Origin of the sequence: Pseudoalteromonas sp. 2CM32C (assembly GCF_023161925.1) — a bacterium.
GTDB classification, from domain to species: domain Bacteria; phylum Pseudomonadota; class Gammaproteobacteria; order Enterobacterales; family Alteromonadaceae; genus Pseudoalteromonas; species Pseudoalteromonas marina.
Genome location: NZ_JALNTI010000002.1, coordinates 571,816 through 593,830, shown reverse-complemented (window position 1 = coordinate 593,830; position 22,015 = coordinate 571,816). Strand labels below are relative to the sequence as shown.

At 39.9% G+C, this 22,015-nt stretch carries 20 protein-coding genes; 6 read left to right on the top strand and 14 right to left on the bottom strand.

The features are described from left to right. Nucleotides 1-821: 821 nt before the first annotated feature. Together deoD and MTF67_RS06540 are read right to left on the bottom strand one after the other, a co-directional pair. Nucleotides 822-1,523 carry a purine-nucleoside phosphorylase gene (gene deoD, locus MTF67_RS06545; RefSeq protein WP_006794609.1) on the bottom strand — a complete coding sequence of 234 codons (702 nt, stop codon included), beginning with the start codon at nt 1,521-1,523 and terminating at the stop codon, nt 822-824. A 14-nt stretch (nt 1,524-1,537) separates the two neighbouring features. Then, on the bottom strand, nt 1,538-2,755 hold the full coding sequence (locus MTF67_RS06540) for a phosphopentomutase (RefSeq protein WP_008132937.1): 1,218 nt from the start codon (nt 2,753-2,755) through the stop codon (nt 1,538-1,540). Between the two features lie 192 nt (nt 2,756-2,947). Here MTF67_RS06540 and udk point away from each other — a divergent pair, with 192 nt between their 5' ends. From udk to MTF67_RS06525, 3 genes are all read left to right on the top strand, one after another. Next, entirely contained in the window at nt 2,948-3,580 is a 633-nt protein-coding gene (udk, locus tag MTF67_RS06535) for a uridine kinase (RefSeq protein ID WP_006794607.1), read from the top strand. 17 nt (nt 3,581-3,597) lie between these two features. Beyond that, a complete protein-coding gene (locus tag MTF67_RS06530; RefSeq protein ID WP_008132935.1) occupies nt 3,598-4,824 on the top strand; it encodes a NupC/NupG family nucleoside CNT transporter in 1,227 nt (408 codons plus the stop codon). A 268-nt stretch (nt 4,825-5,092) separates the two neighbouring features. Then, nucleotides 5,093-5,803 (top strand): transporter substrate-binding domain-containing protein, encoded by a 711-nt coding sequence (locus MTF67_RS06525; protein ID WP_248519055.1) that lies wholly within the window; start codon nt 5,093-5,095, stop codon nt 5,801-5,803. 423 nt (nt 5,804-6,226) lie between these two features. On the opposite strand, the gene MTF67_RS06520 is transcribed toward MTF67_RS06525, so the two are convergent. From MTF67_RS06520 to MTF67_RS06465, 12 genes are all read right to left on the bottom strand, one after another. After that, nucleotides 6,227-6,436, bottom strand: coding sequence for a cold-shock protein (locus MTF67_RS06520; protein WP_002959120.1), 210 nt, complete (start codon nt 6,434-6,436; stop codon nt 6,227-6,229). A gap of 239 nt (nt 6,437-6,675) precedes the next feature. Then, entirely contained in the window at nt 6,676-7,389 is a 714-nt protein-coding gene (locus MTF67_RS06515; protein WP_008132926.1) for a hypothetical protein, read from the bottom strand. Then, nucleotides 7,386-8,126: an iron transporter gene (locus MTF67_RS06510; protein ID WP_248519054.1), complete on the bottom strand. Its 741-nt coding sequence runs from the start codon at nt 8,124-8,126 to the stop codon at nt 7,386-7,388. Before MTF67_RS06510 ends, MTF67_RS06515 begins: the two co-directional genes overlap by 4 nt. After that, nucleotides 8,113-8,466, bottom strand: coding sequence for a cupredoxin domain-containing protein (locus MTF67_RS06505; RefSeq protein WP_006793322.1), 354 nt, complete (start codon nt 8,464-8,466; stop codon nt 8,113-8,115). Before MTF67_RS06505 ends, MTF67_RS06510 begins: the two co-directional genes overlap by 14 nt. After that, nucleotides 8,459-9,760, bottom strand: a complete 1,302-nt coding sequence (locus MTF67_RS06500) for an ATP-binding protein (RefSeq protein WP_248519053.1) — start codon at nt 9,758-9,760, stop codon at nt 8,459-8,461. The genes MTF67_RS06505 and MTF67_RS06500 overlap by 8 nt, the downstream gene beginning before the upstream one ends. 62 nt (nt 9,761-9,822) lie before the next feature. Further along, entirely contained in the window at nt 9,823-10,482 is a 660-nt protein-coding gene (locus MTF67_RS06495) for a response regulator transcription factor (protein ID WP_138740676.1), read from the bottom strand. A gap of 11 nt (nt 10,483-10,493) precedes the next feature. Next, the gene (locus MTF67_RS06490; RefSeq protein ID WP_248519052.1) at nt 10,494-11,141 is read right to left on the bottom strand and encodes a hypothetical protein; all 648 of its coding nucleotides are present in this window, start codon (nt 11,139-11,141) and stop codon (nt 10,494-10,496) included. Nucleotides 11,142-11,154: 13 nt separating this feature from the next. Beyond that, nucleotides 11,155-11,925, bottom strand: a complete 771-nt coding sequence (locus tag MTF67_RS06485) for an SDR family oxidoreductase (protein WP_039037291.1) — start codon at nt 11,923-11,925, stop codon at nt 11,155-11,157. Continuing rightward, the gene (locus tag MTF67_RS06480) at nt 11,922-12,611 is read right to left on the bottom strand and encodes an iron-containing redox enzyme family protein (RefSeq protein ID WP_039037292.1); all 690 of its coding nucleotides are present in this window, start codon (nt 12,609-12,611) and stop codon (nt 11,922-11,924) included. The genes MTF67_RS06485 and MTF67_RS06480 overlap by 4 nt, the downstream gene beginning before the upstream one ends. Further along, nucleotides 12,604-14,082: an AMP-binding protein gene (locus tag MTF67_RS06475; protein WP_248519051.1), complete on the bottom strand. Its 1,479-nt coding sequence runs from the start codon at nt 14,080-14,082 to the stop codon at nt 12,604-12,606. Before MTF67_RS06475 ends, MTF67_RS06480 begins: the two co-directional genes overlap by 8 nt. Next, nucleotides 14,079-14,732, bottom strand: a complete 654-nt coding sequence (locus MTF67_RS06470) for a thermostable hemolysin (RefSeq protein WP_248519050.1) — start codon at nt 14,730-14,732, stop codon at nt 14,079-14,081. The genes MTF67_RS06475 and MTF67_RS06470 overlap by 4 nt, the downstream gene beginning before the upstream one ends. 134 nt (nt 14,733-14,866) lie before the next feature. Further along, nucleotides 14,867-16,435, bottom strand: a complete 1,569-nt coding sequence (locus tag MTF67_RS06465; RefSeq protein ID WP_248519049.1) for a sensor domain-containing diguanylate cyclase — start codon at nt 16,433-16,435, stop codon at nt 14,867-14,869. Between the two features lie 304 nt (nt 16,436-16,739). Here MTF67_RS06465 and MTF67_RS06460 point away from each other — a divergent pair, with 304 nt between their 5' ends. The 3 genes from MTF67_RS06460 (at nt 16,740) to MTF67_RS06450 (ending at nt 21,462) form a co-directional block, all read left to right on the top strand. Beyond that, nucleotides 16,740-18,551, top strand: a complete 1,812-nt coding sequence (locus tag MTF67_RS06460) for a glycoside hydrolase family 3 protein (protein ID WP_248519048.1) — start codon at nt 16,740-16,742, stop codon at nt 18,549-18,551. Between the two features lies 1 nt (nt 18,552). After that, nucleotides 18,553-19,278: a 5-oxoprolinase subunit PxpA gene (locus MTF67_RS06455; protein WP_248519047.1), complete on the top strand. Its 726-nt coding sequence runs from the start codon at nt 18,553-18,555 to the stop codon at nt 19,276-19,278. Between the two features lie 159 nt (nt 19,279-19,437). Then, nucleotides 19,438-21,462: a S9 family peptidase gene (locus MTF67_RS06450; protein WP_248519046.1), complete on the top strand. Its 2,025-nt coding sequence runs from the start codon at nt 19,438-19,440 to the stop codon at nt 21,460-21,462. The last annotated feature ends 553 nt before the right edge of the window (nt 21,463-22,015 follow it).

Sequence of the window (22,015 nt, the reverse complement as noted above, 5' to 3'; positions counted from 1 at the left end):
CTTGAGTTTAACCCAGCTTTTAAAATAATTTTGTTAAATACATAATTTTTAATGATGGTATGAAAAGTGATTGCTTCACCATCAAGAAGTAAAGGAAAGACCAGAAGCCGTGACTAATTGTTACTCCTGTTTTCTCGGTGTAGCGCGAAGCGCCTCGATGCGCTCGGTGGTGATACCTTTTTTTAAGTAACAAGAAGCTACGCTTCTAACGTAAGCAAGCCTTCGTCTACAAAATCAGTTAACCCTGCTTACTATGGCTACTCATTTATTCCTCATTTGCTTCTCTTTGTGCATTAAGATTTTAAAAGCAGTGGCTGAATGTAGCCTACAGACTCGCTTTACTTTCGTTTAATAGCAACTGCTATAAAAGTGATTATTTCACCACCGAGAAGTGAAGGAGAAGACCAGGAGTAGCGACTAACAAATATTTTTAACTCTGTGAAGCGCGAAGCGCCTCGGTGCACTCTGTGGTGATACCTTTTTTAAGTAATAAGAAGCTGCGCTTCTAACGTGAGCAAGCTCTACGTCTACAAAACAAAGCCCTAGCCAATTTATTTTAGCTACTCATTTACTCCTCATTCTGTTCACTTTGTCTGCTCATTTACTCCTCATTCGCTTATATTTGTGCATAAAGATTTCAAAAGCCCATTATTCACAAAGAGGTTAAGAGTCGCTGCGCTTTTAGAGTCTGGTACTCATTGATTTTATTATTAAAGCATAAAAAAAGCCGCATAAAATGCGGCTTTGGAGGTTAGTCTCACTTCACTTTGGGCGTGTCTCCAAAACTTAGTGAATACGTTACCAAGGAACTGTTTTATTGATTAGATAGACTCTAATGCAATTTTAACCATTTCGTTAAACGTGCTTTGACGTTCGTCAGCAGGTGTTGCTTCGCCAGTGATCACGTGGTCGCTTACGGTAAATAATGCCATTGCGTTTGCGCCGTACTCAGCTGCAACGCCGTATAAACCGGCTGTTTCCATATCTACAGCTAGCACGCCTAACTTATCTAAATCTTTATAGAAAGTGTCGTCTGCTTGATAGAAAGTGTCGGTTGTAAATACGTTACCTACTTTTGCTTTAATACCTAGCTCTTTTGCTGCATTAACGCCGTTTAAAAGTAGGTCGAAGTCTGCAATTGCAGAAAAGTCGTAACCACGAACACGTGCACGGTTTACGTTTGAATCTGTACTTGCACCTTGTGCAAAAATTACGTCACGGATTTTAATGTCGGTACCAATACCGCCACATGTACCAATGCGTATAATGTTTTTTACGCCAAAGCTAACAATTAGCTCACGTGCATAAATAGACATTGATGGAATACCCATGCCTGAACCCATAATGCTTACTGGCTTACCTTTGTAAGTACCTGTAAAGCCAAACATGTTGCGTACACCAGTTACTTGTACCGCATCATCTAAAAAGTTTTCAGCAATATATTGCGCACGTAGCGGATCGCCTGGCATTAAAACTGTTTCGGCGAAATCACCAACATTTGCATTTATATGAGGAGTACTCATTCGTTGTTTCCTTTTTATTTTGGCGCGTTTAATTGAGTTAAAAAGCTGTCGCCATATTCAAGCTCAGACAAGTTAAACCACTGTGCTAGTGTTTGACCAATATCTGCAAAACTGTTTCGTTCACCTAGCGGTGTATTATCCATACCAGGCTTATACGCTATCACAGGTACGTATTCACGCGTGTGCTCAGAACCTGGAAAGGTTGGGTCACACCCGTGGTCGGCAGTGATCATTAATACATCATCTGCATTTAACTGGTTTAGTATAGTTGGTAAATAGTCATCAAATTCTTTTAATGCTTTAGCGTAACCTACCGGGTTACGGCGATGACCAAATTTTTCATCAAAATCAACCAAGTTGGTAAAAATTAAGCTGCGATCAGGTGCTGTTGAAATAACCTCGCTGGTTTTTTCAAGCAAGTTCATAAGCCCTGGTGCTTTGTGCTTTTGGGTTATGCCTTGATGCGCGTATATGTCTGAAATTTTACCAATACTGATTACTTCGCCGCCGTCTTTTGCTAAAACATCTAACAATGTTGGTGCTGGCGGAAGTACTGAATAGTCACGACGATTACCTGTTCGTGCAAAGTCTTGACTATTTGAACCCAAAAATGGCCGCGCAATCACTCGCCCTATATTCATTTCATCAAGCAGCGCCCGTGCGATTTCGCAAACTTGATAAAGCTTCTCTAGGCCAAATGACTCTTCATGCGCGGCTATTTGAAACACGCTATCAGCTGAGGTGTAACAGATTGGTTTACCTGTTTTTACGTGCTCTTCACCTAGCTGTTCTAATATGGTTGTTCCTGATGCATGGCAATTGCCTAAAATACCAGGAATACCTGTACGAGCTATAAACTCGTCTACAAATTCTTGTGGGAAACTGGGCTGTGTTTTTGGGAAATATCCCCAATCAAATAACACAGGCACGCCAGCCATTTCCCAATGGCCTGATGGAGTGTCTTTTCCGCTAGAAAGTTCTTTAGCGTAACCCCATGCACCTTGTGGTGCTTGGCGGTCTGAAACTAAACACGTTTCTCCACCGGCGGCTTCACAGGCGTCTACTAAACCTAATTTAGATAAATTAGGAAGCGAAAGTGCGCTGCCTGTTTCGTCGTAATATGCTTTTAGTAAGTGAGCGAATGTATTGGCGCCAAGATCACCAAATTTATCTGCATCTGGTGCTGCACCGATTCCTAGGCTATCTGCCATTAAGATAATTGCTCTTGCCATTTTGACCTCACTTTGTTTCTAGGTGGTTACTTTATCTGCTGAACGATTTTTCCGTACAGGACAAAAGTCCTGTTTCATAAAACCTAAACATTATAAATTTGCGTTCTTAAGCGAAGCAAAAGAGATTAATCGTGTCTTTTTTGCTATTGTGATCTACCAACAATATATCCTTCTGTGTGGGTGAGAACTTTAGTGACACGAACAACTATTATAGCTATTGCTGGCGCGTCTGCGTCGGGCAAATCTCTGTTTAGCCAAACTATATACAACGAGTTGGTTAATGAGCTTGAACCGGGCGCAATTGCCATTATTGAAGAAGATGCTTATTACAAGGATCAGTCGCATTTGCCGATGGCTCATCGTACGCAAACGAACTACGACCACCCTGATGCATTTGAACATGAGTTAATGCTTGAACATTTAACTCAACTTCGTAGTGGAAATTCAGTAGAAGTACCAACATATGATTATGCACAGCATACCCGCAGCGATAAAACGCGACGCGTAGCCGCTGCAAAAATTTTAATTGTTGAAGGTATTTTATTACTGAGCGACAAAGCGCTAAATAAAGAATTTGATATCAAGGTATTTATAGATACCCCTTTAGATATCTGCTTAATGCGTCGTATGCAACGTGATATGGAGCAGCGAGGCAGAACGTTACAATCTGTTGTTGAACAGTATCAAGCAACTGTAAGACCGATGTTTTATCAATTTATTGAGCCTTCTAAGCATAATGCAGATTTAGTAGTGACTCGAGGCGGCATGAACCGCGTTGCGATTGATATTATAAAAAGTAAAATTAAATATTTACTACAAGAATAACAACGGGAAACATTTGTATGACAACATTTATGAGCTTGGTAGGCATGTGTGTGCTGCTGGGCATTGCCTTTGCCGCGTCAACTAATCGCAAGGCAATTAATTTAAGAACCGTTGCTATAGCATTTGCAATGCAAGTTGTTATTGGCGGCTTTGTTCTGTTTTTTGACGCAGGAAAAAACGTATTGGCAAGTATGTCAGCAGCCGTTTCATCGGTTATTGGCTACGCGAATGACGGGATTGGCTTTTTGTTTGGCCCACTGGCATCGCAGGATACGTTAGGTTTTATTTTTGCAATTCAGGTTTTGCCCGTAATTGTGTTTTTCTCAGCGCTGGTCGCTGTTTTATATCACATAGGCATTATGGACTGGATAATTAAAATTTTAGGCGGTGGTTTACAAAAGCTTTTAAAAACCTCGCGAACAGAATCACTTTCAGCGACGGCAAATATATTTGTTGGCCAAACTGAAGCGCCGTTAATTGTTAAACCTTTTATAGCAACAATGACCAAGTCTGAGTTATTTGCTGTAATGGTAGGTGGCTTAGCCACTGTAGCTGGCTCTGTAATGGCGGGTTACGTAATTATTGGTGTAGAGCTTAAGTACTTAATTGCAGCCAGCTTTATGGCGGCACCAGGTGGTTTTTTAATGGCAAAAATGATTGTGCCAGAAACCGAAACACCTAAAGATAACTTAGCTGATTTAGATTTAAACGACGATGATAAACCGGTAAACGTTATTGATGCTGCTGCATCAGGTGCGGCAAATGGTATGCATTTAGCACTTAATGTTGGTGCAATGCTACTGGCATTCGTAGCGTTAATTGCGCTTCTAAATGGTTTATTAGGTGGTGTAGGCGGATGGTTTGATCATCCAACATTAACGCTACAAGAAATTTTAGGTTATGTATTTGCTCCTGTTGCATGGTTACTCGGTGTACCGTGGGATGAAGCAATTATAGCCGGCAGTTTTATTGGTCAAAAGATAGTAGTAAACGAGTTTGTTGCTTACTTAGACTTTATAAATTATCGCGATACGTTAAGTGCGCACACACAAGCAATTGTTACGTTTGCTTTGTGTGGATTCGCTAACTTATCATCGATAGCCATTTTACTAGGTGGGTTAGGCGGTATGGCGCCTAGCAGGCGGAAGGATATCGCACGCTTAGGGCTCAGAGCAGTGTTAGCAGGATCTATGGCTAACCTTATGAGCGCAGCAATTGCTGGGTTTTTCCTCTCGCTAGCTTAGAAACTTAAGAGATGAACCGGTGTTGCAAAACAAGAAGTTAGTACTTTAAGGGGTTAAAGTGCTAGCTGACTTGAACGATACTTCACCAAGGGCCGCAAGGCCCTTTTATCGTTTTAGGGCTTTAATAAAGTTACCTTCCTTCCTATATCCTCTCTTTATTTTCATTATGAGATTTTTTACAACTCAATTAATCGCTAATACTTTGTAAATTTAACAATTTTAAACCACACTTAATTAAGTTTTTTCAAGCCTAAATAGACTAGTTGTAGTGAAATATAATCTGACCTTTTTTATCCTTTTTTTATCATTTAGTACTTTGGCTGAAGAGCCTTTACTTGTTGTTACAGAATTAGCACCACCTAATCAAGTTTTAATAGACGGTGAAGTTCAAGGTAAAGGAACACAGTACATAAGAGATATATTTAAACAGGCTGGTTTAACACCAGACATACAAATGTACCCTTGGGCCCGCGCCTACAAAATGGCAAGCGAGGAAAAAAACACGTTTATTTACAGCATTGCTCGCACGCCAGAACGTGAAGATCAATTTCAGTGGGTAGGGGAAATTGGTCGCTTTGAAATGGGGTTTGTTGGGCTATCAGACAGAACCGATATAGTAATCAATAATATTAACCAAGCAAAAAATTACAAAATAGCTATGCAACATAACGACTTCTCGACCCAAACTCTCACTAAAATGGGATTTGAGGGCGTTATAACTTCAGATATACAGCATTCTTATAAGTTACTACTAGCCAAAAAAGTAGACCTAATATTGGATGACCCGCATTACATGCTCCAATACAGTGATTACTTTAAACTTAAGCCTGGCCACTTAAAGTTTATTTTTAAAATAGATGCACTAACAACGGTTGCTTATTTAGCTGCAAATAAAGATACAGATACAGTTCTTATAGAAAAAATGCAAAAAGCACATAAAGAGATAAACAAAACTAAAAAAAGCCCTTACGGTAAATAAGCAAACTTTTAATTTGTATTGTTTACCTGTGCTGTAAACCAATAACAAGTGTTGTTACCTCATCGTATTAATTAGTACTTTAATAAGCGCTGCAAGCACTTGTCAGCTTCTTCGCTTTATACCAACCTGCAATGCAAAACGTATCATTATCTGCGTAAAAAACTCATTTAGAGCAGCTTTCACGCGCTTTTTCATCCTCAAAAGATCACTTAATTAAGGGAGTTGGTATTATTCATTAAAACTGGCTATTTCGACATTTTATTGCAACGTATTACTGCCAAAAAGTAGTGGTGTTTAGGGGGAAATAGAATCACTTAAATTGTGCTTGTGTGTAGTAGGTAGGGTTGTTACATAAGTTAGGTTTATTTTAGGCACAAAAAAAGCGCCCTAGGCGCTTTTTTTCATTTTACTTAAAAAGTAAAATTATACAGCTGTGATGTTATCAGCTTGAGGACCTTTCTGACCTTGTGAAAGAGTAAACTCTACACGTTGGCCTTCAGCTAAAGTTTTGAAACCTTCGCTTTTGATTGCTGAGAAATGTGCGAAAACGTCTGGGCCATTTTCTTGCTCGATGAAACCAAAACCTTTAGACTCGTTGAACCACTTAACTGTACCTGATACGATGTTAGACATTGTAATATCCTGATATAAAAATAAAAAATATGCTCATATGAGCGGGTGTAGCAAAAAATGAGATGGTACTTTAAAAACTTCAGGACGGTACTACAAGTATTACTTATACAACAACGAAATGGAGATTTATAGCTTACATGCTTTCTTTCTAGCTGCGGCCCACTATATAGATAACCAAATATAAGTCAAGCACTTCCTTATTTTATTGAGCAATAAATAATCAACCTGTATTTATATGCTTAAAATTCAAATTCTAGGGCAAGTCTAAAACTGTGGTTTTTTTCAGACTGGCTAATTTCACTTATAAAGCCAGCTTCCCATTTTAGCTGTTTTTGCCCTTCAAACCGGTATAGCCCAATAAACCCGGGCCCAATTCCGATAAAATCTTCCCCTGCATATAACTCAATAGAGGGTTGAAACGCAGACAAGTATCGGTAACGATATTGTGCCCTAAACTCTGTTTCCCATTCGTTCTCTATATCTTGCCCCCATTCGTATACCAAAAAAGCATTCATGGTGAGACTTGCACGACCAAACTCTTTTTCAATTACAAAACCGGAGGTTGCTTCGTATGCGTCGGCGTCATGCTGTTTTTCAAATTCAAACAAAGCGCCCCAATCGGCCCATAACCGGCCTTGCTCTATTAGTTGCCATCTAAGCTCCAATTCATACGCTTGCAAGCCAAAGTCGCCGTTATCATCTCGCTCACCCACTAAATAACCTTCGAGTGCCATAGTGTCGTTAATGGCACCACCTAAACCAATACGTTGAGCTAAAATATTGCCACTGTCGGTTTGATGCGACACAAGGCGCCACTCAAGCTCTCGTTCAAACGGCAACACATACGGGTGATAAACTTTATCTACTACTATGCCATCAGCATAAGCGAGCTTAGGTATTAATAAACAAAAACCAATTAATACAGTAGCTGCAAATAGGTTTATTGCTTTCATGATTTTTCCTTAGTGATTGATTTAGGAATAAAATAACAAGCAGATAAAAATAACACGCTGCTCAGCACATAGCTTAAAAGACTGGTTAAATTTGGCGTAGCCTCATAACCGATCAGAGCTCGCAATACTCTCCCAAACTCTGAGTTTTCGGTTAAAATGTCACGTAAATCCCATACGGTTACCGTTGTTGCTATCAAATCAATTTGGCTCGCCAAATCAAGCGCCACAACTAGTTTTGCTGCACTATTTAAAGCTAACAATACCAATAAAGGGGTAAGCCCAAAGCGCTGTTTGATTGCACTCAATAAAAAATACAACAAGACGCTAAAGCTGCTGCATATTCCCAACCCTAAAAAAGTGCCAATAAATAAACTTTGAGCCGCTTCGTTGCTTTGCCAAAAGCCAATCAGGTAAATAATGTAGTGACTTAAATAAAGTGTCATTACACTGATAATCGCAATCATAAAAGCAGCTGTTGCTTGTTTAATGGCGTAGTACAGTGCACTAATAAAAATTAAAATACACAAACCAATTTGGGCATATTCTAAACCCTGATAGTCAAACAAGGGGCTCATTAACGGCGCACTTTTTACAAACAAAAATGAAAGCCCGATCCCTAAAATAAGCCCTCCCAGCAATTTCATTAAACTTTGCTTGGCTACAACTTGGAGTAAAATAAGTAAAATGGCCACCGGCAGTAACTGGTTTAGACTCATCACTAGGCTAGTTATTAGCATTAGAACGCTCCTTTTCAGTCACTATGACAGCACCACGCGCCGTATTGGGCGAAAACTCGCCAAAAAATTCATAGCGCCCAGGGATTAATGGCCCGATATAAATAACGCTTTTGCGCTTTGGGTAAAGTACTTTCTCTCGATTGAGATCGAAACTGTCGAACTCTTCAGGCGTACTATCTTGATTTTCAATTAACAAGCGTACCTTTTTATTGGCCGGCACGACGATTTCTGCGGGGTAAAACAAATGATCTTTAAGTACAATACGATAGTCTTTACTGGCGGCGTTAAATGATAAAAATACACAACAATATAAGTAAGGCCTAATAAGTTGTTTAATCACATTTAGCTCCTGCAAAAACTACCTGTACTTTTAAGCCACCCAAATCACTATCCGTTAAGTGAATTTCAGCGCGATAAATAGCAATAATATGCTGCACTATTGCCATGCCTAAGCCCGCACCTTGTTCACCCGAAGGGTGTTGGTCACCGCCAACACGATAAAAACGGTTAAATATCCGTTGTTTTTGATCGTTCGTCATACCTGGGCCACTGTCTTCTATTTGCCAAGTACGCTGCTTGTGCATCTGCTTTAGCGTTATTTTTATTTGTCCATTGGCTGGTGCGTACTTTATAGCATTGCTAAGTAGGTTTGAAATCAGCGTCACTAAGGTAAATTCATCACCGTTAATGATAAAATCATCTCCCTCAAGGCTGATAGTGTGATTTTTAGCCTCTATTTTTTCATACAACTGGCTAACACCTTCTTGCGTGATCGCTAATAATGACTGCTCCTTAAACTGTTTTTGCCACTGCTCTGGCTGAGTACGCCCTAGTATTAGCATTTGCTCGACTATATTGGACAGTCGATTAATACCTTGGGTCATGGCTTGTAGTTCTTGGTTATCTCCTTGTTGAGCTGCCAAATTGTGCACATTAATTTTTAAACTGCTCAGGGGAGTACGTAATTCATGTGCCGCATCAGAGGCAAAAAAACGCTCTCGTAAATAGGCGGTTTCTACGCGTTTAAATAAATCGTTTAAGCGGCTGATCACCGGTTTTATTTCTTCATCTGTCACCTGCCAATTGATCGCAGTAAAATCATTTGCTTGGCGCAGAGCTAACTGTTTTGATAAACGGGTTAATGGTGCCAGTGCATATTTAACAAAAAAGCTAATAAATAGCGCAAGCAAAGGAACCGCCCAAAGCATAGGCAACATGGCTGATAAAATCACCGCCTCGGCAAGTTCAAACCGCTTAGCAATCGGCTCGGCAACAATCACGGTGCGTAAAGAAGTGACAAAAACGAATACTCGCATTCGCTGTCCTGCAATATTAAGCGTTTGAAAACCCGCTTGATACTGGCTCAAATTTAGATTCAATTCATTAGAGCCACTAAGAAGCTCACCAGCTTGCCAAATTTGATACAGTAACTGGGCGCTGTCTTGTATTTTTGGCGCCATGGCGTTTATAGATAAAGGCTGTTGCATCAACACTCCAGCGACCACTTTTAGCTCACTATCGAGTAATTGCTCACCATGGCTCATACTTTTTTGGTAGCCTTTGACTAAAGCTAAAAAGCACGTTAACACCATCATTGATAGTAAAATAAGAGTTAAACGCTTACGAATTGACATAGAGTATGGTTACCTTTGTAAATTCAAGTTTGTGCAATCTAGGGGCGTTTTAATCACGTGAACTATCTCTTTCCCACGACATAGCCAATACCACGGAGAGTTTTAATAAAATCGCTGGGGAATTTTTTTCGTAGGTGATGAATATGTACTTCAATGGTGTTGGAGCCAACTTCTTCTCCCCACTGATAGAGTTTATTTTCTAACTGCTGTTTAGATTGCACGCGACCTTGGTTTTCCAATAGTGCCTTTAGCAGCATGTACTCTTTTCGTGGCAGAGAAAGTAGCCCATCGTTGAGTGTGACACTATGCGCTGACGTGTCCATAGTCACTTCACCACACTGTAATAAACTCGACTGAGCTTGATTTACTCGGCGGCTCGCTACGCGCAAACGAGCAAATAATTCGGCTGGTTCAAATGGCTTAGCTAAATAATCATCAGCGCCCATATCAAGCCCTTGCACTTTGTCATCAATGCTACTTCGTGCAGTTAGTATAACCACCGGAATCACTTTTTTTTGTGCTTTTATGTGCTTTAAAATTTGTGAACCATCACCATCGGGTAAACCTAGATCAAGTATAACCAACTCTATTTCACCACTGCCTAAGCATTGCAATGCATGCTTAACCGTTGCGCTATGCTCTACACTGTAGCCTTCTTGGCGCAATGAGCGGCAAAGCCCTTGCGCCACAAGATGATCATCTTCAACTAATAATAAATGCATTGTTTATTTTGTTATCTCTTTAGTTTTTTATCTACTTTAGCTAATAAAGAGCTAATTGCTTGTTGACGATATTTATCAGCTTTAGCACGAGTATCACGAATACCTGCTGCTTGCGCAACTAACAAATGGACTTTAGCTTGCTCATATTCACGTTCGTCATATAAAAACTCACCATACAAGTAATTAGTATCAATGCCTTTTTTGTTAAAAGCGAGCGCTTGCTTATAAAACTTGTTGGCGGTGTCATCATCACCAAAACCAATAGGCCACCCCGGTACTTTACTGTATAAGGTTGCTAGGCTGGCATACGCTGAGCCACCTAAAGCACTGTCGTCTATTTTAAGGGCTTGCTCTAATGACGCTTTTGCATCTTTAGCATAACCCAGTGCCCCTACCCCACCCTTTGCGCCAGCAAAACTAGCCAGTACAATGCCGTTCCACGTATAGCTATTTGCTGAATCAGGGTAGTTTTCAATAAATTGAGCACTTTGCTCACTCAGTTGAGTAAAGGCTTTGATTTGTGCATCATCTTTAAGCTCATAATTAGCGACAGCCCACTGCTGTTGAATAGCGAGTAAATCGCTTTGTTCGTCTGCAAATACCGGCGATGAAAACACACTAACAATGCTTAAATAAGCTACTAAAGTAAATTTTTTCATAATAAATCCTCTATTAACCTAAAAACTGTTTTATTTTAGGAAGCTGTTTGGCAATTGCGTTATCCACAATACCTGGAAAAACGCCATTGATACGTGCAAAAAGTTTCTCAGGAAAACCAATAAATCGTCTGGTTTTATTTGAGTTTAATAATGCAACTAACTCATCAGCTACCAACTGCGGGGAGTCCATTTGATTACCAAGCGCCTTATTCATTGCTCGTATTTGTGCATCATTAATATCTGTATCGGTTGCTCTTGGTGCTAAATAACTAACTTTAACGGGTGTGTCTGAAAGCTCTCGTGATAGCGCTTCGCTAAAACCACGTAAACCGAACTTACTAGCACAGTAAAGTGTTTGATACGGGTAACCTATGCTGCCAAATGACGACCCAACATTAACTATGGAGCCTTTATTCGCGTGCAACTGCGCTAAAAACAGCTGACATAATTTCATAGGGACGGCTAAATTAGTGCTCAGTAGATTATCAATTTGCTCACTACTCGATGCACTTAAGCTTTGCATTACATTAATGCCTGCATTGTTTATGAGTAACTTAGCGCCCCCTAATTTTTTGGCTTTAATGGCTAGTGCCAACATGTTTTCGGCAACCGTTAAATCCCCCACAAAAACTATACTACCGGGACATTGGCTACTTAACGTATTGAGGGCATCACTATTTCGCCCTACCAAAAGTAACTGCCAACCTTGGCCGTGTAATGTTTTAGCAATCGCTTGACCAATTCCGCCTGCCGCACCAGTTAATACACATAAGCCGGTATTCATGCGTGTTGCTCTTGTGCTGATGCTTTAAAAAACGGCTCGTCGTCTAAAGCGCGAAAAATACCGCCGTACAAACGATAAAAACATTTTGCACCATGTAAAATAGCCTGCTGATCCGCCTCGTCTGTAATTTGATTCATTAAGTTTTCAAAAAACTTAACATGCTCTATATCAAGCGCGCCGTGAGAGGTTAAATAGCTAAATGCTTTTTTAGGAAGCCCTATTGCATTCGCTATGTTTGATGCAGCTCCATCAGCAAGCGCAATTGAGGTCCCCTCTAATACGTGAACCATGCCAAAAAAGCTAAGCGGATTTTTACGTGCAATACTATCGTAGGCATACGACACCATCATTTCAGTGGCGAATTGTGGCTGACTATGACGCACACTTTCTTTATCAAACCCACAGGCTGCAATATCGTTTAGCACCCACTCTTGATGACCAATTTCTTCTTCAATATATTCAGCTACCGCTTCTCGTAACCATTCTTGCTCATCAGTTAAACGTGCGCCTAGTGACATCATTAAAGGAACAGTGTGTTTTACATGATGATAAGCCTGCGCTAAAAACGAGGCATACTCTTCAAGCGTTGCTTGTCCGTTAAATACACGCTGTATAATTGGCGCAGCTAATAAGTACTCACGCTCGTTTTGAGTTTGTGCTTTTAATGTATTAAAAAAATCACTCATGGATCACTTCTCCAAGTCGGTAAAACTGTTCAAAAATAGGGCTGTAGTGCTGGCTAATTGCCGCTCGTTTAGGGCGATTATTAGCGGTTAATAATCCTTGCTGCTCGTTTAAAGGTTGGGCCAAACGATGCCACTTTTTAATCTGTGCGTAGTCAGGAAGTTGCTGGTTTACTGTTTTTAAATGTGCTTTTAATTGCTCATCACTAAATCTGGGAGCCGCATAAATAAGCGCGCTTAAAAATGGCTGGCTTTCACCAAACACCACCGCTTGCTGTATCGCACTTTGGCTTAAAATTAATGATTCAGGCCATTCGGCGCTAACATTACGCCCCATACTGGTGATGATCAGATTTTTTACTCGCCCTTTTATGTACAGCTTATTATTACGCTTAGATACTAAGTCGCCAGTGGCGTACCAGGTATTTGGGTTATGCGGCGCTTGATTTAAATACCCTAAAAATAACGCTCCTTTAATAAATAACTCATCATTTTCAACTTTCGTTTCAACGTGCCCTAATACTTCACCAGCACTATTTATGTCGTCATAGTTGGGGGTGTTTAAACTCACTACTGAGGCAGCCTCAGACAGACCATAACCTTGATAAACCGGTAGGTTATATTCTCGTGCAGTTAAAATTAAAGATTCACTAACCCGTGCTCCGCCAACAGCAATAAACTTAAGTGACTTTGGTGGCTGCCAGCCTTGTTTTGCAAAGGCAACTAAACACGTTAATAACTCAGGTACTAAAATAAGGGTGTTAGGTTTTACACTATCGATTGCACCAATGAGTTTGTTAGGGTTTTTTAACCCTGAGCCAACAAAACCTAATTCGTTTAGCGGCATTAAATGTACACAACCGCCACTTAACAAAGGCGCATACACACCCGCTATATTTTCCAATAGTACTGGCAGCGGGAGTAAGCATAAATGCACGGGATTACTAATGTTTATTTGCTCACATAATGATTGAGCTACCTGCATCTGGCTTTGTGTTGATAAGCACACCCCTTTTGGCTCGCCAGTAGAACCTGAAGTAAATGTAATTTTTTGCGTACCAGTAAAATAGTCCACGGGTTCAATCGCATCGAGCTGATAAATATAAAGGGTATAATGCTCAAATAATGTTACCGACAATGAATGCTTACCAAGCGAATAACGAGGCATATCACTAATAAAAAACTGCGCACCACATTGCGCTAGCACATACTGTGTTTGCTGCTGACTAAAAAAATGGGCGATAGGCACCGCAACCTTATTTGCAGCACTGGTTGCGGCATCGACAACCAGCCAAGCTGGAGTATTATCAAGCTGGAAGGCAATTGCGCCAGAGTCTAAAGCGTTAAAAATAGCTGTTAGCTTATTAGTTTCTTGTTGTAACTCCAAAGCACTAATAGGCATCACTTTATTGGCTAAGTAACTAACAACCACTGGCCCATTCGCTACCTTATTAATATTATTTAATAGGCTCATAAGCTCCCCAACGCGGTCATTAAGGCATTAATTTGTTGTGTGTTTTGCTGTTTAATATTTAACAGCATGGGTGTGTTAAGTACTTGCTGATGTGCCTGCGCTAAATTAACAATGCACACCGTAGGTTGGTTTGCATAATAACTGCCCCAACTTAATGGGTTTTCAACTACAAAGCTGTTAGCAACAGCAATTTCAGTGCAGTTAACACCCAGCATTCGAACCATCGCCCGTACTTTTTTTGTGGCGCAAAATACTAAATACTTGGCTCCAGTATTGTAAAGCGCCTCGTTAACAACAATAAAATGACCAAGCGTTGCCCTGCGATGTGAAGAGCATAAGTTACCTAGCTCAAATATTTTGCTACGCGGAGTTTGTTCTAATAAAAAGTGTTCAATGGGCTCTGCAGTGTACTGCTCAATAAATAAGGGAGAGGTAGCTTGCCTTAAACCTAACGTACATTGCCCCTCAATTGTTGTGTATTTACAAAGTAGTGGCATAAATGATTTAAGCGTTGCATTGTAAGCTACTAAAAAGCCATCTTTTACCGCAGATTCTAGTGCATTACGATGCTCATCATTCTCTCGAGCAGTTATTAAATGTGCCGAATTTGATATGTTATCTAGTGATAAATTTAACTGTGCTAATTGCATAAACATCGCCCGTTTAAGGAGTATGTTTATAAGTTAAAGAGCGAAACTTAAAAAAAACTTAAGAAACAAAAAAGCCCTTAAATAAATTTAAGGGCTTTTAAAGTAAAGTTTAATTCAAGTTAAACATGTCTATACTAACTAGGCTCTGCCACTACGCAGCGATTACGGCCATGCTCTTTAGCATGGTAAAGCGCTTTGTCTGCACATTTATATACTTGGTCTATGTCATTGCTATGGGTTGGCCAAGTTGCAATTCCGATTGAAACGGTAATGAAACCGATTGTTTCCATTTGCGTTGTTTCAACAGTGGTGCGTAATCGCTCTGCTATTTTTAGAGCGCTTTGGCTGTCTTCATGTGGCAATACAAGTAAAAACTCTTCACCACCAATACGCGATACAATATCCCCTTTTCGAGAGATCTTTTTTATAATATCGGCTAATACTTTCAGTGCTTCATCGCCTTTATCGTGCCCAAAGGTATCGTTCACACGTTTAAAAAAATCGATGTCTATTTCTAAAATAGCAAAAGGTGTTTGCTTTAACATTAGCTGGCTAAGTAAACCATTTAAGCTTCTACGATTGTGGGTGTTTGTCAGCGGATCGGTTTGGGCATCGTGCTTAAGTTGCCCTATTTGTGTTTGTAAAATATTGACGCCATTAAGCATCGCCAGCTTCAACCTCTGGCTTTCAAAGTACCACGCTTTTATTTTTTTTAGCTTTTCTATACTGTTTACTTCGTCGAGCCTATTTGCGCTACTAGCGAGTTGCTTTAATGGGCGTGAAATAAAATACGAAAATACACCTATGAGTATGAAGGTGACTAACGCCATGGGGAGCGTTCTTGCAAATACTTCCATGATTAATGTATCTAGAGACGCAAGTGTTGCTTTGATGGGCCGTTGAGCCACTACGCCCCAGTTTGAATTAATAACGGGTGAAAATCCTGCGAGCATTTTTACCCCTTTGCTGTTTACAACAACGGCTTGCCCCGCTTCTCCTGTAATAACCGCATTGATTACTTTATTATTGGCAACGCTTGTACCTATTCGTTTACTATCTGGGTGATAAAGGATTTGCTTATTAGCATCGACGACATAAAGGTGCGATCCCCCTTCGTAAAAATGTTGCTCTAGGAGATCGTTTAAAATATTTCTTTCTTTTAAATATAACGAGCCGCCCACGTAGCCTAAATAATTCCCTTCTTTGTTAAATAAGGGATGCGAGATAAATATAATTAAATTATTGGCTGCTGACATGTACGGCATACTAATAAGTGGCTTTTTTTCTTTTAAAGCCTGTGTTGCGCCGGGAGAGGAAATTGATTTTCCTATGATTTCAGGTAAATAAGGGGATGTGGCATTTATAACCCCATTCTTACTTATAACTACTGAATTAAAGCTATTTGTTTGCAAATTTAAGCGCGTTACTTCTTCTTGCAGTAATGCTGCATTATTTATGTTTTGCTCAATTTTATTTGCTGAATATGCAAGTTGTTGTTTAGCCGACTCTAAAAAGTTGTCGGTTGCTGAAGCTAATTTATTAGCGTAAGCGAAGTTACTTTCTAATGTATGGCTTATTAACTGCTCTTTTTGTACTTGGTACGTTGAATGAAAACTACTAATGAGCGTGGCTAAAGCCGCAGAAAAAGCCAATAGCACAATAAGAAGACGCAGATTAAGCACAGGAAATAATTTATTCAGCAAAAGTAAACAGCCCACAGTACACTGCTATTAAAGCAAGTACTTTGTTAAAAAGTATTTACAATTATACCCCGCCATTTATTAATTATCTAATATTTGAGCACATAGTGTATTTTTAATAACCAGCCAAATAACCTTTTATTATATTGTGACGTTACATTCCCCCTAATGACTAGGGTGCGCTTATTTTGCAGTTATATAAAAAAATAGATAAGCTGCTTTCACTTGTTCATTTTATTTAGCTTTGGAGTGTATTTTGCTAAATAAGTATGTTTTATCGTCAATTATTTTTATATCTGGGTGCTTAATGCCATCAATTAAAGCGGTTGCAAAACCGGCTCTTTCTCTTGAGGAAAAACTAGGGCAAAAGTTAATGCTCGATTTTCGCTATTATTGTGAACAAGGCACTGGTAAACAGTGCAGAACGCCAATGACAAAGCTACCAGAGTCATTAGCGCGCGTAATCAGCGACTATAACATTGGTGGCGTTATATTATTTTCAGAAAACACACAGTCAATTGAACAAACCATTACGCTTAGCCATCAACTTCAAGTGGCTGCCAGTAAATCTTCAAGTAAACTGCCACTATTTATATCAATAGACCAAGAGGGCGGAAGAGTTGCGCGTTTGCCGCGTGATGTTGCAACGTCATTCACGGGCAATATGTCTATTGGTGCAACCTATAAACAGCATGGCGTTGACTTTGCTACTAAATCAGCAACGGTTATTGCCAATGAGCTAACAGCCCTGGGGATCAATGTAAATTATGCACCCACCATTGATGTGAATATGAACCCAGACAACCCCGTTATAAATGTACGCTCGTTTGGTGAGAACCCACAGCGAGTGAGTGAACTTGGCGCAGCACAAGTGGCTGAGTTTGAGAGTAATGGCATAATTACATCGCTCAAACATTTTCCGGGACATGGCGATACTCACGTTGATAGCCACACAGGACTCCCTAACGTTGCCCACTCAAAAAGTACCATTTACGAACAAGATTTAGCCCCTTTTAAACATATTATTGCTAAGCAAAATCCCGGTATGATCATGACAGCGCACATACAATACCCAGCGCTTGATAGCTCAACCTTTGTCTCTGTAGAAGACAAAACAATGATTAAACCCGCCACTATGTCGCGCACTATTATTACCGACATTTTAAGAGGTGAGCTTAACTATAAAGGCGTAGTGGTTACCGACGCACTTGATATGGCAGGTATTAGTCAGTTTTTCACACCCATTCAAGCTGTTATAAATACATTTTTAGCTGGCGTTGATATTGCGCTAATGCCTATAGAAATAAGAACGCCCGATGATATAAAAAAGCTTGATGAGCTTATTAAATCGTTAGTTCATGCTGTCGAGTCAAATCAGTTAGATGAGCAAGAAATAACACAATCGGCTGCGCGTATTATTTCGCTTAAAAATGCATTTGAGTTATCTACTGAGTTTGACCCTATTAATGCAGTAGTTAATGCAAAAAGTATAATAGGCAATAAACAACACAGAAAAATAGAAGCTGAGCTTGCTTTAGCAGCAATAACACAGGTAAAAAACACAGAAAACACATTGCCACTAAATTTAAATGATGGCCAACATATACATATTATTATGCCCGACACCCGTAAGTGTATGGCTATGCAGCAAGCAATTGAATCTGCAAGTTCATCATCTATTACGTTCAGCTGCAGCAGCTTACAAGGGTTTGACCCAGCAAAAGCAGCCCAGAGCATTAAAACAGCTGATATTGTTATAGCGGGTAATGCCACGCCCAATCAAAGCGCGGTTGAAATTGGTGGCATGGATGATTTAAAAGATGACCCTAATTTTGCGCTTAATACGCGCGAACAGCCACAAGCGCTTGAGTCATTGCTTTCCATGGCTAACAAATTTAATAAGCGTACTGTATTTATAAGTTTGAGGGCTCCTTACGACATTGCTAAATTTGGCGACTATGCCCACAGTGTACTGGCCTCTTATGCTTACAATATTGATGTAGACACGCACGAGCGTGTTTCAGGCCCTGCCTTTACCGCACTCGCTAAAGTATTAGTAGGCCAAGCCACTGCCAATGGCACCTTGCCTGTTACAATTAAACCGCAAAAAGGCAATTAACATGAAACTAAATTGTGATTTGGGTGAAAGCTTTGGTTCATGGAAAATGGGGCTAGATGATCAAGTTATGCCACATATTAATATGGCGAACATTGCTTGTGGTTTTCACGGCGGTGACCCTGATGTAATAGCAACAACATTAACGTTAGCTAAAAAAAACAACGTAACGGTAGGCGCGCATCCCAGTTACCCTGATCTTCAAGGATTTGGACGACGCTCTATGGCGTTAACAACAAGCGAACTAACTAATTGTATTCAGTATCAGATAGCAGCGCTTGAAGGCATGGCAAAAATACAGGGGCTTACGTTAAGCTATGTAAAACCACATGGTGCACTTTATAACGATATGATGGCTAACAACGACGTGTTAGCAACCATTTTATCTGCTGTCGCGAGCTACCCTAGTAAACTAAAGCTGATGATTTTAGCGACTAATCAAGCAGATAAACACATCCAGTTAGCTAAACAGTTTAATGTAGAACTAGTACTCGAAGCATTTGCAGATAGGCAATACACAGATGAGGGCCATTTGGTCTCTCGCAAACTCGATGGCAGCGTGCATGATAAACCGGCCATACTTGCACAGGTCAAACAGCTCTTAGAAACAGGTAGTGTAACTACACGCTCAGGTAAGCAACTTATGCTTAATGCACATAGTTTATGTGTCCATGGAGACAATAACGATGCAATTGAACTCATTAAAGAAATAAAAGCACTGTGTGACTGACCTTTAGTAATATACGAAAGCTGTAAACCCCCTTTACAGCTTTTTACCCCAACTTGTTAAATACACCCATGGAGTTAAATATGAGCTTCATCGCATTGCACTGTTAATTTAATAATCCCTCACTTATAACTGTACATAAGTTAACAACAGGGATTAATAATGAAACAACTTTTAGCACTTAGTTTTATATTAAGCGCAAGCCATTTGGCAAATGCAAACGACAATACACACACATTGCAACTTCAAGATGTATTTGATTTAGAATATGCAAATCAAATAGATATTACTGACGACGGAAAAACCGTTTACTTTGTGCGAAACCGCATGGATATAAAAACAGACCGAAAAGTGGGAAACATTTGGTCTGTTGATTACAAAACCAAACAAATGCAGCCACTGACTTCAGGCGTTCACATGGATTACTCGCCGGTACTTTCTCCAGATGGGCAGCGCCTTGCTTTTATATCTACCCGCGATGGCAGCAGCCAAATTTATATGAAGTGGCTTAAAACCGGTGCCATTGCCAAAATAAGTAATTTAACCAGTAGCCCTCGCGCTATTAGTTGGAGCCCCGATTCAAGCCAGCTTGTATTCAGCATGTTTGTACCAAGTAAAAACACGCCACCGGTTAATTTGCCAGGAAAGCCGAAAGGGGCAACGTGGGCAGAGCCAGCTAAATTTATTGATGACGTATACTATCGAGCCGATGGTGGTGGATACTCGCAAAAAGGCTTTAATCAATTATTTACACTTGATGCTAACGGCGGAAATGCTAAGCAACTTACTAGCGATGAATTTGATAACGCAGGTGATGTTAGTTTTAGCAAAGATGGCAGCTTACTTTACTACTCAGCGAATAGGCATAAAAATGGTGAACTCAAGCCTACAAACAGCGAGGTGTATAAGCTAAACCTCAATACATTAGCCATTGAAGCTGTAACAAATAGAAATGGCCCAGATCAACAACCCAAAGTCTCTCCTGATGGTCGTTACCTTGCGTATACAGGATATGACGATAAACGCACTAACTACGAAAATACTCAACTTTACATTCGTGATTTAAAAACGGGTAACACCAAAAGCTTAACAGCCAACTTTGATAGAAGCGTTGGGCAAATAAAATGGGCTGCAAACTCTAAAGGGGTTTACTTTAGCTATGCCAATGAAGGTCAAACTACCCTTGCTTATCAACCTCGAAATGGCAAGCGTAAAGTGATCACCGAACAAATTGGCAGTGTAGCATTTGGACGACCATACTCAGGCGGAGATTTTGATGTAAGCAGCAACGGCGATATCGCGTTTACACTTGCTGACACTCAACGCCCTGCGGATGTAGCGAGCATTAAACGCGGTAAAACTCAGCGCTTAACCACGCTTAATAGCGATGCGCTAGATGATAAACAACTAGCAAAAGTGGAAGAGATTTGGCTTAAATCAAGCCACGACCAATTACCTATTCAAGGATGGATTGCTTACCCGCCAGGATTTGATAAATCTAAAAAATATCCTCTAGTACTCGAAATTCACGGCGGACCGGTGGCTAATTATGGTCCTCACTTTAGTGCCGAAGTTCAGCTTTTTGCCGCAAATGGTAATGTGGTGTTATACATGAATCCGCGCGGAAGTGATTCGTATGGGAAAGAATTTGCACAAACCATTCATCATAATTACCCAAGTAATGACTTTGATGACTTAATGACTGGGGTTGATGCGCTCATTAAAAAAGGGTTTATTGATGAATCAAAACTATTTGTTACCGGTGGTTCTGGCGGAGGTGTACTAACAGCATGGATTGTTGGACATACAGATCGATTTGCTGCAGCTGTTGTTGCTAAACCTGTTATAAATTGGATCAGCTTTGTACTAACTGCAGACTTTTATCCATTTTTTGCTGATTACTGGTTCCCAGGCAAACCATGGGATCACATAGCGCATTACATGAAACGTTCGCCAATTAGCTATGTAGGTAATGTTACTACACCCACAATGCTGCTTACAGGTGAAGCAGACTACCGCACACCTATTTCTGAAACAGAGCAATACTACCAAGCACTAAAATTACAAGGTGTTGACACCGCGATGGTTCGCATACCAGATGCATCGCATGGTATTACAGCTCGCCCTTCTAATTTAATGACTAAAGTTGCTTACATTCAATGGTGGTTTGATAAGCACAGTAAATAGCATTACATTAATTAAATTACTAAAAGCCACTTTTTAAAAGTGGCTTTTACGTATATGCAAAGTGTAAACCCCCTTTACACTTATAGGGCATATTAAATATCGGACTTAGTCTATTTCTCAGTTAGTAAAATTTCGGTTTATAGCTTTTTTATAGTTTGAGTTAGTAAAAAATCGGTTTGAGTCACTGTTTATAGCCTTTCAGTTGGTAAAATTTTGTTTTGTGAAAGGTATACGTTAGTAAAAAATCGGTTTATAAATCGAATTTAAACACCAAAAAAAACAAAAAATAACGTTTTTGATTACTTTAATAGCTCTTTAAGGCCCCTTTACAGCAAAAAAGCACTTACAAAACGCTTTTATTAAAGGGTTAGTTAAACTCTGATCTACAAATTCGGTTAGCTAGTTAAAACGTGATCCGCATATCTATAGTTGGTTAAAACCTGATCTCAACTAACTAAGTAACCTAATGTAAGTTTTATTTCTCATACACAATTCGCTTTTAGCACTAATAAAGGCTTTGCTATTAGTGAGTGCAGTAAAAATATTTATGACA